This window comes from Microbacterium sp. LTA6, assembly GCF_045690355.1.
Classification (GTDB): Bacteria; Actinomycetota; Actinomycetes; order Actinomycetales; family Microbacteriaceae; genus Microbacterium.
This window is the reverse complement of sequence record NZ_CP147855.1, coordinates 2725596-2738613: the sequence shown is the minus strand read 5'-3', so window position 1 is coordinate 2738613 and position 13018 is coordinate 2725596. Positions and strand designations below refer to the sequence as shown.

At 66.7% G+C, this 13018-nt stretch carries 12 protein-coding genes; 5 read left to right on the top strand and 7 right to left on the bottom strand.

Annotated elements, in window-relative coordinates:
- Positions 1-7 precede the first annotated feature (7 nt).
- The 7 genes from LTA6_RS12885 to LTA6_RS12855 all read right to left on the bottom strand — a co-directional run bounded on the left by LTA6_RS12885 (position 8) and on the right by LTA6_RS12855 (position 8205).
- Positions 8-1306: a thymidine phosphorylase gene (locus LTA6_RS12885; protein WP_341974157.1), complete on the bottom strand. Its 1299-nt coding sequence runs from the start codon at positions 1304-1306 to the stop codon at positions 8-10.
- Positions 1303-1701, bottom strand: coding sequence for a cytidine deaminase (locus tag LTA6_RS12880; protein ID WP_341974156.1), 399 nt, complete (start codon positions 1699-1701; stop codon positions 1303-1305). The genes LTA6_RS12885 and LTA6_RS12880 overlap by 4 nt, the downstream gene beginning before the upstream one ends.
- Before the next feature lie 2 nt (positions 1702-1703).
- Positions 1704-2990, bottom strand: coding sequence for an ABC transporter permease (locus LTA6_RS12875; RefSeq protein ID WP_407358009.1), 1287 nt, complete (start codon positions 2988-2990; stop codon positions 1704-1706).
- On the bottom strand, positions 2987-4228 hold the full coding sequence (locus tag LTA6_RS12870) for an ABC transporter permease (RefSeq protein WP_341974154.1): 1242 nt from the start codon (positions 4226-4228) through the stop codon (positions 2987-2989). Before LTA6_RS12870 ends, LTA6_RS12875 begins: the two co-directional genes overlap by 4 nt.
- The gene (locus tag LTA6_RS12865; protein ID WP_341974153.1) at positions 4225-5754 is read right to left on the bottom strand and encodes an ABC transporter ATP-binding protein; all 1530 of its coding nucleotides are present in this window, start codon (positions 5752-5754) and stop codon (positions 4225-4227) included. The genes LTA6_RS12870 and LTA6_RS12865 overlap by 4 nt, the downstream gene beginning before the upstream one ends.
- Positions 5755-5834: 80 nt before the next feature.
- Positions 5835-6941, bottom strand: a complete 1107-nt coding sequence (locus LTA6_RS12860; protein WP_341974152.1) for a BMP family ABC transporter substrate-binding protein — start codon at positions 6939-6941, stop codon at positions 5835-5837.
- A gap of 148 nt (positions 6942-7089) precedes the next feature.
- Positions 7090-8205, bottom strand: a complete 1116-nt coding sequence (locus LTA6_RS12855; RefSeq protein WP_341974151.1) for a mannose-1-phosphate guanylyltransferase — start codon at positions 8203-8205, stop codon at positions 7090-7092.
- A 181-nt stretch (positions 8206-8386) separates the two neighbouring features.
- On the opposite strand from LTA6_RS12855, the gene sdhC reads away from it, so the two are divergent.
- Genes sdhC through LTA6_RS12830 form a run of 5 tightly spaced genes read left to right on the top strand, consistent with a single transcriptional unit; the run spans position 8387 to position 13009 of the window.
- Entirely contained in the window at positions 8387-8821 is a 435-nt protein-coding gene (gene sdhC / locus LTA6_RS12850) for a succinate dehydrogenase, cytochrome b556 subunit (protein WP_072591539.1), read from the top strand.
- The gene (locus tag LTA6_RS12845) at positions 8821-9264 is read left to right on the top strand and encodes a succinate dehydrogenase hydrophobic membrane anchor subunit (protein ID WP_341974149.1); all 444 of its coding nucleotides are present in this window, start codon (positions 8821-8823) and stop codon (positions 9262-9264) included. Before sdhC ends, LTA6_RS12845 begins: the two co-directional genes overlap by 1 nt.
- A 19-nt stretch (positions 9265-9283) precedes the next feature.
- Positions 9284-11110, top strand: a complete 1827-nt coding sequence (gene sdhA, locus LTA6_RS12840; RefSeq protein WP_363547876.1) for a succinate dehydrogenase flavoprotein subunit — start codon at positions 9284-9286, stop codon at positions 11108-11110.
- 2 nt (positions 11111-11112) lie between these two features.
- Positions 11113-11871: a succinate dehydrogenase iron-sulfur subunit gene (locus LTA6_RS12835; RefSeq protein WP_341974147.1), complete on the top strand. Its 759-nt coding sequence runs from the start codon at positions 11113-11115 to the stop codon at positions 11869-11871.
- A 10-nt stretch (positions 11872-11881) separates the two neighbouring features.
- Positions 11882-13009: a YihY/virulence factor BrkB family protein gene (locus tag LTA6_RS12830; protein ID WP_341974146.1), complete on the top strand. Its 1128-nt coding sequence runs from the start codon at positions 11882-11884 to the stop codon at positions 13007-13009.
- The last annotated feature ends 9 nt before the right edge of the window (positions 13010-13018 follow it).

Below are 13018 nucleotides of genomic sequence, written 5' to 3'. Positions count from 1 at the left end.
ATTCAGACTACGCGGTGATCCGCTCCCGAACGAGCGGCCCCGATGCCCTCACCGAGGCCTCGTCACCGATCTCCCAGGCACCCTCGACCGCCTCGAGAGCGCGCGGGAAGCGAGCCTCGTCTGCGGCGGAGAGAGTGAACAACGGCTGACCTGCCACGACGCGCTCCCCAGGCTTCGCATGCAGGTCGATACCCGCCTCGAAGATCACCGGGTCCTCTGCGCGCGCACGGCCGGCGCCGAGACGCCATGCCGCGATCCCGAAGGGCAGTGCGTCCAGACGCGTCATCACGCCATCGGCCGAGGCTGTGACGACATGGGTCTCGCGCGCGGTCGGCAGCGGAGCATCCGGATCGCCGTCCTGCGCGCGGATCATCGCCTTCCAGCTGTCCATCGCGCGGCCGTCGTCGAGAGCCGCCTCGACGTCGGCATCCGGCTGACCTGCCAGGGCGAGCATCTCCCTGGCCAGCGCGAGCGTCAGCTCGCGGACGTCGGCCGGTCCGCCACCGGCGAGGATCTCCACCGACTCGCGGACCTCGTTCGCGTTGCCGATCGCGAGCCCGAGCGGCACGTTCATGTCTGTGAGGAGCGCCGTGGTGGCGACACCGGAGTCCGTGCCGAGCGCGACCATGGTGCGGGCCAATTCGCGGGCGCGGTCGATGTCCTGCATGAACGCGCCGGATCCGAACTTCACGTCGAGCACGAGAGCATCCGTGCCCTCGGCGATCTTCTTCGACATGATGCTCGACGCGATCAGCGGGATCGCCTCGACCGTGCCGGTCACGTCGCGCAGCGCGTAGAGCTTCTTGTCGGCCGGCGCGAGGCCGGAGCCGGCCGCGCAGATCACGGCGCCGACGTCGCCCTGCATCTGCGCGAACATCTCCTCGTTGGAAAGCGCCGCGCGCCAGCCGGGGATGGACTCCAGCTTGTCGAGCGTGCCACCGGTGTGACCGAGGCCACGACCGCTCAGCTGCGGCACCGCGACGCCGAACACGGCGACGAGCGGCGCGAGCGGCAGGGTGATCTTGTCGCCGACGCCACCGGTGGAGTGCTTGTCGACGGTCTTCTTGCCGAGGGATGCGAAGCTCATCCGCTCCCCCGAAGCGATCATCGCGTCGGTGAGCACCCGGATCTCGTCGCGCTCCATGCCGCGCTGGAAGACGGCCATCGCGAACGATGCCATCTGCGCGTCGGACACGTATCCGCGGGTGTAGGCGTCGACCATCCATCGCAGCGCCGGCTCGGCGACGACGCCGCCATCGCGCTTGGCACGGATGACGTCAACCGCGTCGTAGGGCTCAACGCTCATCGTGCGTCCTCCAGGTCTCGGGGGCCGAACGCGTCCGGCAGCACCTCGTCGATCGTGCGGATGCCGGAGACGGTCTCCAGCAGCATCCCGGGCATCGCGTGCTCGAACAGCAGCTGACGGCAGCGGCCGCACGGCATGATCGTCTGCCCGTCGTTGTTGACGCACACGAACGCGACCAGCTGGCCGCCGCCGGACATGTGCAGGTCGCCGACCAGTGCGCATTCCGCGCACAGGGTGACGCCGTATGAGGCGTTCTCCACGTTGCAGCCGGCGACGATCCGTCCGTCGCCCACGAGCGCGGCGGCACCCACCTTGTAGCGCGAGTAGGGCGCGTACGCCTTCTCCATCGCGTCGGTGGCGACCTGACGCAGCTCGTCCCAATCGATGTCTGTCATCACTATCCCTTGATGTACGGCTTGCCGTCGGCGGCGGGTGCGCGGACCTTGCCTGCGAATCCAACAACGGCGAGCACGGTCACCACGTACGGCAGCATCTTCATGAACTCACCGGGGATCGGGGATCCGAGATTGCTCAGCAGCGTCTCCAGGTTCATCGAGAACCCGAAGAGGATCGCCGCGAGCGTCGCCCTGATCGGATCCCAGCCGCCGAAGATTACCGCGGCGAGGGCGATGAAGCCGAGACCGTCCGTCATCTCCTTGTCGAAGGCTCCGACCGATCCGAGCGTGAAGTACGCCCCGCCGATACCGGCGATGGAGCCGGCGAGCAGGAGGTTCCAGAAGCGCGTCGGGTTCACCTTGATACCAACGGTGTCTGCCGCCTGCGGGTGCTCGCCGACCGCGCGGAGGCGGAGACCCCAGCGCGAACGGTAGAGCGCCCAGGCGACCAGCGGCACCGCGATGTACATGAGGTACACGATCAGCGTCTGGTTGAACAGCACCGGGCCGAGCACCGGAATCTCGTGGAGCAGCGGGATCGGGATCCTCGGCAGTCGCGGCGGCGTGTTGAACAGGGCTTCGTTCTGGCGCATCAGTGCACCGTGCAGGAAGCTCGTCAGCCCGGTGATGAGCACGTTGAGCACGACACCGACGATGACCTGATCGACGATGTAACGGATCGCGAAGAGGGCGAGCACGGCAGCCACGAGGGCGCCACCCACCATGGCCGCAATGATTCCGATGACGTAGCTCCCGGTCATCGACGCGACGAGTGCGGAACTGAAAGCCGCCAGCAGGAACTGCGCCTCGATCGCGACGTTCACGACACCGGCGCGCTCACCGATGACGCCGCCGAGGGCTCCGAAGATCAGCGGCACCGACAGCGAGACGGCGCCGAAGAGCAGTCCGGTGACGGGGACGAGACCGTCTGCGGCCGACCAGGTGAGGAACGCGAAGACGGCGACGAACGCGAACACGATCGGCAGCCAGAGGCCGACGCGCCGGTAGCCCATCACACGAACGGTCGCGTAGACGGCGAGGGCGACGAGGATGAGGGAGCTGACGAACACCGTCGGCCACGTCGGGACTCCGATGTCCGGCAATGCCAGCGAAGACGTGCGGTCCGCGAGGCGGAAGACGCTCGTGCCGCTTCGGCCCGCCGGGAGGGCGAGCAGAAGGAGGAGCACCGAGACGATGCCGAGCGAGATCGGCAGCTTGAAGCTGCGCTGGCGCACCGTCTCGCGAAGGATCGTGCCGTCGGCTGCGGTGGTGGCTGCGATGGCGCTCATGCGGCCACCTCCTTCTTCGCGCGACGCACGGGACGGGGCGATGCGCCCTCCTTCGGGAGGAAGAAGATCGCGCGGATCAGCGGGGGTGCCGCGATGAAGAGCACGATCAGCGCCTGCACGACGAGGACGATGTCGACCGGGATGTCCTGCGAGGTCTGCATCGTGAAACTGCCCGCCTTGAGCGCCCCGAACAGGATGCCGGCCCAGAGCACGCCCCACGCCCGGCTGCGGCCGAGGAGCGCGACGGTGATCGCGTCGAAGCCGATGCCGGCATCGATTCCGGCCTCGAAACCGCTCGTGATCGTGCCGGACATCTGATTGACGCCGGCGAGTCCGGCCAGAGCGCCGGCGATGCCCATCGCGTAGACGATGGTGCGGCCGACGTTGACGCCGGCGGCCCGGGCGGCGTTGGGGTTCTCCCCCACCGCACGCATCCGGAACCCGAGGCTGGATCGCTCGATGAGCCACCACACGAAGACCACGGCGAGGATCGAGACCAGGAAGCCCGCGTTCACCGAGAGCGGTGCCGTGAACAGCAGCGGGAACTGCGCCGTCTCCGGCGTGGGCGGTGAGATCGGCTGCGATCCCCCTGGGCGCTGCAGCAGACCGGGCGTGGCCAGCAGCCAGGAGATGAAGTAGTACGCGATGAAGTTGAGCATGATCGTCAGGATCACCTCGTGCGCGCCCGTCTTCGCCTTGAGGAACCCGACGAGTCCACCCCAGACCATGCCGCCGAGAAGTCCGGCGATGATGGTCAGCGGGAGGTGGATGAAAATCGGGGCCTGCACGGTGAAAGCGACGACGGATGCCGCAGCGACGCCCATGAGCATCTGGCCCCGGCCACCGATGTTGAACAGGCCGACGCGGAACGCCAGTGCGACACCGAGGCCGGCCGCGATGAGCGGCGTGGCGAAGTTCAGGGTGTCGGTGATCGGCTTGATCGCGCGCAGGAAGTTCGGCGCGTTGTAGTTGTAGATCGCCCCGCGGAACAGTGCGGCGTAGGCGCCGGAGACCGCCTCCCAGATCGCGGCGAACGTGTCGCCCGGCTTCTGGAAGAAATACCCCGTCGCCCTCTGCACGTCCGGATTGGTCGCAGCGATGAGGACGCCGCCGATGAGCATCGCGAGGACGATCGCCAGCACGGCGCGAACAGCGCTTCCTCCGGCGATGTCGCGGATGACGGTGTTCTGCCGAGGCGCGGCCTCGACCTCTGTCTTCTTCTCGGCGACTCCACTCACGAGGCGACCTCCTTCTCCGCGGCGCCGGGCAACTCGCCGGCCATCATGAGTCCGAGCACCTCGCGCGGAGCATTACCCGGCACGATGCCGACGATGCCACCGCGGTACATGACCGCGATCCGGTCGGCGAGTGCCGATACCTCGTCGAGTTCCGTGGAGACCACGATGACCGGAACGCCGGAGTCCCTGGTCTCGACGATGCGCTCGTGCACGAATTCGATGGAACCGACGTCGATGCCCCTGGTCGGCTGCGATGCCACGAAGAGCTTCAGCTCGCGACTCAGTTCACGCGCGAGGACGACCTTCTGCTGGTTGCCGCCGGACAGACGCCCGGCGGCGGCATCCGGCCCCTGGGTGCGGATGTCGAACTCGTCGATCTGCTCTCTCGCGAAGGCGTCGAGAGCTTTGCGCTGGAGCGTGGCGACCCGGAAGAAGGGGGCGCCGTCGGAGGAGCGGTTGAGAATGAGGTTCTCGGCGACGCTGAACTCGCCGACCAGGCCGTCTTCCTTGCGGTCCTCGGGGACGAAGCCGACGCCCGCATCGATGACGCCCTGGACACTGCGGCCGAGCAGTTCTTCGCCGTCGAGGGTGATGCTGCCGGTGGCCTTGTGCTGCAGTCCGATGATCGCCTCGGTGAGCTCGGTCTGGCCGTTGCCCTGCACCCCGGCGATCGCGAGGATCTCGCCCGGTCGCACTTCGAAGCTCACGTCGTTGACGACGATCTGCCCCGCCTCGTCGATCACCCGAAGGCGATCGACCACGAGTCCGCCGCTGCGGAGGTTGGGCTCTCCCTTGCTCACGGTGAGCTCGACCGCGCGACCGACCATGAGCGCTGCCATCTCGGTGTTGGATGCGGTGGGGTCGGCCTCGCCGACGACCTTGCCGAGGCGGATGACCGTGATCTTGTCCGCCACTTCGCGGACCTCACGCAGTTTGTGGGTGATGAAGACGATCGCCGTGCCCTCATCGCGGAGCTGGCGCATGATGCCCATCAGCTCGTCGGTCTCCTGAGGGGTGAGTACCGCGGTCGGTTCGTCGAAGACCAGCACCTTGGCATCACGGGAGAGCGCCTTGATGATCTCGACGCGCTGCTGGACGCCGACCGGGAGGTCGCCGACGATGGCGTCCGGGTCGATCTCGAATCCGAAGCGCTGGCTGACGGCGCGCACGTGCGCGCGAGCAGCGGCCAGATCGAGTCGACCGGCGAAACCGGTCTTCTCGTGGCCGAGCATGACGTTCTCGGCGACGGTGAAGACGGGGATGAGCATGAAGTGCTGGTGCACCATGCCGATGCCCGCTGCCATCGCGTCGCCAGGACCGGCGAAGTGCTGCACCACGTCGTCGAGAAGGATCTCCCCCTCGTCGGCCGTGTACAGCCCGTAGAGGACGTTCATCAGCGTCGACTTCCCCGCGCCGTTCTCGCCGAGCAGGCAGTGGATCTGGCCCGGCTCGACGGTGAGGCTGATGTGGTCGTTCGCGACGAGGGAACCGAAGCGCTTGGTAATCCCACGGAGCTCAAGCTTCATAATCTCAATCTATCGATCAGAGGAGCGGCCGGACAGATGCTGAGCATCTGTCCGGCCGCGTCCTGTACTGCAGATTTCGGTTACGGCGATGCCGGCGACTCGACTTTGATCGAACCGTCGATGATGCCTTCCTGGATCGCCTTGAGCTCGTCGGCGAGTGCCGGGTCGACCTTGCTCTCGAAGTCATGGAACTCAGACAGCGAGACGCCGCCGTTCTCCAGCGTCCCGACGAACGGGGTGGCGTCGAAGTTGCCCTCGGCAGCCTCCATCACCGCGTCGTAGACCGCGACGTCCATACCCTTCATGATCGACACGAGGAGCAGGTCGCCGACGCTCGGGTCAGTGGTGAACACATCGGCGTCGACGCCCATCAGGGCGATGTTGCCGCCGGAGTCACGGATCGCCTGTGCAGCGGACTGGTAGATCGGACCGCCGACCGGCAGCAGCACATCGGCGCCCTGGTCGATGATGCCCTGAGCAACCTGCTTCGCCTTGTCGTTCGCGGCGAACTCGTCGGTGAACTGGCCCTCCTGCGAGGCGATGTCCCAGCCGACGACCTTGACGTCTTCGCTCTTCTCCTTGTTGAAGTGCTCGACGCCGAGCTGGAAGCCGTCCATGAAGATCGTCACCGGCGGGATCTTGGCGCCACCGAAGGTGCCGACCGTGCCGGACTCGGAGTACGACGCCGCGGCGTAACCGCCGAGGAACGCAGCCTGGGCGGTGTCGAAGACCAGGGGCTTGATGTTCGGAGCATCCGTCTCGCCGTCGAAGTCGGCGTCGGCCCAGTCGTCGATGATCGCGTACTGGATGTCGGGGTTCGCGGTCGCCGCCTCGATGGTCGGGGCGCTGAGCTTGAAGCCGACCGAGACGATGAACGTGCAGCCCTCGGACGCGAGCGCGTCGAGGTTGGACACGTAGTCGCTCGCCGATTTCGACTCGGTCTTACTGACCTCGACACCGAGCTCGTCGGCGGCCTTGGTCAGACCTTCGAATCCGAGCTGGTTGAAGGACTTGTCGTCGAAGCCGCCCTCATCGGAGACCATGCATGGCTTGAAGTTGTCGACGGCGGGACCGGCGTCGCCACCATCGGGGGTTTCAGTGGGCGCCTGGCCGCAGCCTGCGAGTGCGAAGATGACGCCGGCGACTGCCGTCGCGCCAAGCAGCTTCTTGGTGGTGGAGATGGTCAACTCGTGCCTCCCTGAGCGAATCCGCGGCCATCGCGGATCGCTCAAAGTTACCCACTGTTTCAGGATTTGTGCACGCCCGAGGCAGAGCCGCTATCGAATGGTTACAAAGCTGAAACCAAGACAGCCGATGAGCATGTGGACATGCTCATCAGAGCACGTCGCCCCGACCGGTCAGCTTGAGCGACTCGACGACGCCCTTGACGCGCTGCGCGTGCTCCACCGTCGTCACCAGCAGGGCGTCCGGGGTGTCGACCACGACGATGTCCTGCACCCCGATGAGGCTGATCACCCGGGACGTCTGACTGACCAGGATGCCGCTCGCGGCGTCCGACAGCACGCGTGCGTTGGGGCCTAGGACGGCCAGGTCGTTCTTGCGGCCGTGCGTGATGAGCTTGGTGAGCGAGGCGAAGTCGCCGACGTCGTCCCAGTCGAAGTGACCGGGGATCACGGCGAGCCGTCCGAGCTCGGCGGCGGGTTCCGCCACGGCGTAGTCGATCGCGATCTTCTTCAGCCCCGGCCAGATCCGGTCGACCGCCGGCCCGCGGAGTTCGCGGTCGTCCCAGGCGTCGGCGAGCTCCTGCAGTCCGGCGTGCAACTCCGGCTCGTTGCGGGCGAGCTCCTCGAGCAGCACGCTCGCCTTCGCGATGAACATGCCGGCGTTCCAGAGGTAGTTGCGGTCGGCGATGTACTCCTTGGCCGTCTCCAGGTCGGGTTTCTCGACGAACCGCTCCACGAGAGCCGCCTCCGGAGCTCCGGATACGACCAGTTCCCCGGCCTTCTTGATGTATCCGAAACCGACGGACGGTTCCGTCGGCGGAATCCCGATGGTGCAGATGTAGCCCTCCCTGGCGACCTGCACCGCCTGCTGCACAGCCCACTCGAAGACCTGGGTTCCGCGGATCACATGATCGGCACTGAACGAGCCGATGATCACGTCGGGTTCACGACGATGCAGGATGGCGGCGGCGAGCCCGATCGCCGCCGCGGATTCCCTGGGCTCGGACTCGAGGAAGACATTGAGATCTGCGATCCCGGGAAGCTCGCCCTCGACGGCGGCGCGGTGGGCGCGACCGGTGACGACGGCGATCCGGTCGGGGCCGGCCAGCGGTTCGAGTCGATCCCACGTGTCGCGCAGGAGCGAGTGACCCGATCCGGTGAGATCGTGCAGGAACTTCGGCGCATCCGCGCGGGAGAGCGGCCACAGCCTGCTGCCGATGCCTCCGGCCGGAATCACCGCGTAGAAGTCTTCGATGGGCTCGGTCATCGGGCCAGCGTATCCTCCCTCGATACGTCTCGACGTCGAGACACTTAGGTTCCCCTTCGTCGCTCCAGGGCTTCCGGCGGGAATAGGATGGATCCCGATCGGGCGTGCCTGCGACATGACGGGCTCACACTTGGACAAGCGCAGCACGCGACCGAGTCACATCGATCCAGGGAGGACGACCGTGTCCACAAGCGCTCGCTTGACACCGTCGATTTCGGAAACCACTTCCAAGACCCCGCGCGGCACCCTCTACCGGGGCCGCGAAGGCATGTGGTCGTGGGTGCTTCATCGCATCACCGGAGTCGCCATCTTCTTCTTCCTATTGGTGCACGTGCTCGACACGGCGCTGATCAGGGTGTCGCCGGAGGCGTACAACGCCGTCATCGGCACGTACAAGAACCCGATCATGGCGCTCGGCGAGGTCGTCCTCGTCGCCGGCATCGTGTTCCACGCGATGAACGGCCTGCGCATCATCGCGGTCGACTTCTGGTCGAAGGGCGCGAAGTACCAGCGACAGCTGTTCTGGGGCGTGCTTCTCGTGTGGGGCATCATCATGGCCGGCTTCGTGCCGCGCCACCTGATGCTCGCTTTCGCCGGCTTCGGAGGAGGACACTGATGGCCACGCAGACCGTCGCAGCCCCGGCGCGCCGTCAGCGCGGCGTCAACCTGGAGAAGTGGGGCTGGCTCTTCATGCGCGGCTCCGGCGTCATCCTGGTCGTGCTCATCTTCGGGCACCTGTTCGTCAACCTGATGGTCGGCGAAGGCATCCACGCGCTGGACTTCGCCTTCATCGCCGGCAAGTTCGCCACGCCGTTCTGGCAGTGGTGGGACGTGCTGATGCTGTGGCTCGCGCTGCTGCACGGCGCGAACGGCATGCGCACGATCGTCAACGACTACGTGACGACCGAGAAGGTGCGCAAGGTCCTGGTCGGCGCGATCGTCCTCGCCGCCGGACTCCTGATCATCCTCGGCACCCTCGTCGTGTTCACGTTCGACCCGTGCCTGGGTGTGACCGAGGCGAGCTCGCTGTGGGACACCTGCCAGGCACTGGGCAAGTAGAAGAGAAGGCATACGAGAAGTGACTACTGAGACCCAGGATTCCGTCGTCCGCGACGGCGTGCACTACCACCAGTTCGACATCGTCATCGTCGGCGCCGGCGGCGCCGGGATGCGCGCGGCGATCGAGGCCGGCTCCGGCGCGAAGACCGCCGTGATCTCGAAGCTCTATCCGACGCGCTCGCACACGGGTGCCGCGCAGGGCGGCATGGCCGCCGCCCTCGCGAACGTCGAAGAGGACTCCTGGGAGTGGCACACCTTCGACACCGTCAAGGGCGGCGACTACCTGGTCGATCAGGATGCTGCGGAGATCCTCGCGAAGGAAGCCATCGACGCGGTCATCGACCTCGAGAACATGGGCCTTCCCTTCAACCGCACCCCCGAGGGCAAGATCGATCAGCGTCGCTTCGGCGGGCACACCGCAGAGCACGGCAAGACGCCGGTGCGCCGCGCGTGCTACGCCGCCGACCGCACCGGTCACATGATCCTGCAGACGCTGTTCCAGAACTGCGTCAAGCTCGGTATCAACTTCTTCAACGAGTTCTACGTGCTCGATCTGCTGACGGTGAAGGATGCCGACGGCAAGACCGAGATCTCGGGCGTCGTGGCCTACGACCTCTCCACCGGCGAGCTGCACGTGTTCCAGGCGAAGGCCGTGATCTTCGCGACGGGCGGCTTCGGCAAGATCTTCAAGACCACCTCCAACGCCCACACCCTCACCGGTGACGGCGTCGGAATCGTCTGGCGCAAGGGCCTCCCCCTCGAGGACCTCGAGTTCTTCCAGTTCCACCCGACCGGCCTCGCCGGCCTCGGCATCCTCCTCACCGAGGGAGCCCGCGGTGAGGGCGCGATCCTGCGCAACGCCTCCGGTGAGCGCTTCATGGAGCGCTACGCCCCCACCATCAAGGACCTCGCCCCGCGTGACATCGTCGCCCGTTGCATGGTCCAGGAGGTCGCAGAGGGCCGCGGCGCCGGACCGCACAAGGACTACGTGCTGCTGGACTGCACGCACCTGGGAGCCGAGGTCCTCGAGACCAAGCTCCCCGACATCACCGAGTTCGCCCGCACCTACCTGGGCGTCGACCCGGTGGTCGAGCCGGTCCCGGTGATGCCGACAGCGCACTACGCCATGGGCGGCATCCCCACGAACAACAACGCCGAGGTGCTGGCCGACAACACCACCGTCGTGCCGGGTCTGTACGCGGCCGGTGAGTGCGCGTGCGTCTCCGTGCACGGCGCGAACCGTCTCGGCACCAACTCGCTCCTGGACATCAACGTCTTCGGCAAGCGCGCCGGCCGTCAGGCCGTCGAATACGTCAAGACCGCCGAGTTCGTGCCGCTGCCGGAGGACCCGGCCGGTTTCGTCAAGGGCATGCTCGAAGGCCTGCGCAACAACCAGGGCACCGAGCGCATCGCAGTGCTCCGCAAGGCGCTGCAGGACGAGATGGACAAGGGCGCGCAGGTGTTCCGCACCCACGACTCGCTCGAGCACGTCCTCGGCGTGATCAAGGAGCTGCGCGACCGCTACCGGAACGTGCACGTCGACGACAAGGGTCAGCGGTTCAACACCGACCTGCTCGAGGCCGTCGAGCTGGGGTTCCTCCTCGACATCGCCGAGGTCGTCGTCTACGCCGCACAGAACCGCCAAGAGAGCCGTGGCGGCCACATGCGCGACGACTTCCCGAACCGCAACGACGAGAAGTACATGCAGCACACGATGGCGTACCTGACCGGCGACGCGCACTCGTCCACGCCGAGCGACCACATCAAGCTGGACTGGAAGCCCGTCGTGTTCACCAAGAACGAGAAGGGCGAGTTGAACTACCCGCCCATGGAGAGGAAGTACTGAGCATGTCGAAAGCCATAGCCGACGCGCCCGCTGCGGATGCCCCCATCCAATCGTTCATCGTCACCTTCAACATCCGCCGATTCGACCCCGAGGTCGACGCGGAACCGCACTGGGTCGACTACGACGTGGAGCTCTACTCCACCGACCGTGTACTCGACGCCCTGCACAAGATCAAGTGGGAAGTCGACGGCTCGCTCACCTTCCGTCGCTCCTGTGCGCACGGCATCTGCGGCTCGGACGCGATGCGCATCAACGGTCGCAACCGTCTCGCCTGCAAGACCCTGATCAAGGACTTGGACATCTCCAAGCCGATCTACGTCGAGGCCATCAAGGGCCTCCCGCTGGAGAAGGACCTCGTCGTCGACATGGAGCCGTTCTTCGCGTCCTACCGCGAAGTTCAGCCGTTCCTCGTCGCCGGCTCCGTCCCCGAGAAGGGCAAGGAGCGCGTCCAGTCGATCGCCGACCGCGAGATCTTCGACGACACCACGAAGTGCATTCTGTGCGCGGCGTGCACGTCGTCGTGCCCGGTGTTCTGGACCGACGGCCAGTACTTCGGCCCGGCCGCGATCGTCAACGCGCACCGCTTCATCTTCGACTCGCGCGACGACAACGCCGCGGTGCGTCTCGACATCCTCAACGACAAAGAGGGCGTCTGGCGCTGCCGCACGACCTTCAACTGCTCCGAGGCATGCCCGCGCGGCATCGAGGTCACCAAGGCCATCGCCGAGGTCAAGCAGGCTGTGCTGCGCGGCGGTCGCTGAGCGTACGGCCGTGCGCGCCAGACACCTGAAGGAGCGCGTGATCGCGTCCTTTCCGGTGCGGGTCTGGCGGCACTTCCTGCGGCAGAACGGCTTCCTCCTCTCGGCGGGGATGAGCTATCAGGGTTTGTTCGCCCTGTTCGCGTTGCTCTACATCGCGTTCGCGGGCGCCGGCCTCTGGCTCGGCGGAAGCCCGCGCGCGATCCGCGCCCTCATCGATGGCGCGAACGCCTACATTCCCGGGCTGATCAGTAAGAACGGCGTCGCGTCCCCTGCCGAGGTCGAAGCGATCGCCCAGTCGACGACGGGCGTGCTCAGCGTGACCGGTGCCATCGCGGCGATCGTCGTGATCTGGTCCGCCACGACCGCCGTGACCTTCACCCGTCGCGCGATCCGCGACATCTTCGGACTCCCCTTCGATGCGCGCAACTTCCTGCTGCTGAAGCTCTGGGATCTCATCGCCGCAGCCGCGTTCGGGCTGTCGCTGCTTCTCGGATCGGCGCTCAGCGTGTTCGGGGTCTGGGCGCTCGCGCAGGCCGTCGAGGCCTTCGGCGGAGACGCGTCCCGGCCGATGTACGAGGTCGGCGTGCGGATATCGTCGATCCTCATCGCGTTCGCGATGGATGCCGCCGCTCTTGCGCTGCTGGTGCGCTACCTCACCGGAACATCGCTGCGCTGGCGGCGCGTCCTGCCCGGCGCACTGATCGGCGGCGGAGCTGTCGTCGTGCTGCAGCTCGGAGCAGGTCTGCTGTTGTCGCACACCCCCACGAACCCGCTCCTGGCGACCTTCGCCGTCGCCGTCGCGATCCTGCTCTGGTGCCGGGCGGTCTCGATCGTCGTCCTCGTCGCGGCGTCCTGGATCGCGGTCGGCGCCGCAGATCATGACCAGCCGCTGATGGCGAAGGCGGAGAGCATCACGCACGAGGACGAAGTGCAGGCGCTCGTGATCGCCGCACGGGTGCGCGTTCAGCGGACTCAGGAAGCTCTCGACGACGCCGCGTGGTGGCGAGCACCCCTCGTCTCCCATCGCCTGCGTCGTGCACGCACCGAATGGCGCAGAGCCCTCGAGGAGGCCGAGGAAGCGGGGGTCGCGGTGGTAGAGCCCCCGAGACGGAACGACGATGTCGGAGACGCTCGTTAGGCTTGAGGC

Coding starts and splice junctions, on each gene's coding strand:
- LTA6_RS12885 (WP_341974157.1), bottom strand. CDS start 1,306: ATGAGCGTTGAGCCCTACGACGCGGTTGACGTCATCCGTGCCAAGCGC.
- LTA6_RS12880 (WP_341974156.1), bottom strand. CDS start 1,701: ATGACAGACATCGATTGGGACGAGCTGCGTCAGGTCGCCACCGACGCG.
- LTA6_RS12875 (WP_407358009.1), bottom strand. CDS start 2,990: ATGAGCGCCATCGCAGCCACCACCGCAGCCGACGGCACGATCCTTCGC.
- LTA6_RS12865 (WP_341974153.1), bottom strand. CDS start 5,754: ATGAAGCTTGAGCTCCGTGGGATTACCAAGCGCTTCGGTTCCCTCGTC.
- LTA6_RS12855 (WP_341974151.1), bottom strand. CDS start 8,205: ATGACCGAGCCCATCGAAGACTTCTACGCGGTGATTCCGGCCGGAGGC.
- LTA6_RS12845 (WP_341974149.1), top strand. CDS start 8,821: ATGGCCACGCAGACCGTCGCAGCCCCGGCGCGCCGTCAGCGCGGCGTC.
- LTA6_RS12835 (WP_341974147.1), top strand. CDS start 11,113: ATGTCGAAAGCCATAGCCGACGCGCCCGCTGCGGATGCCCCCATCCAA.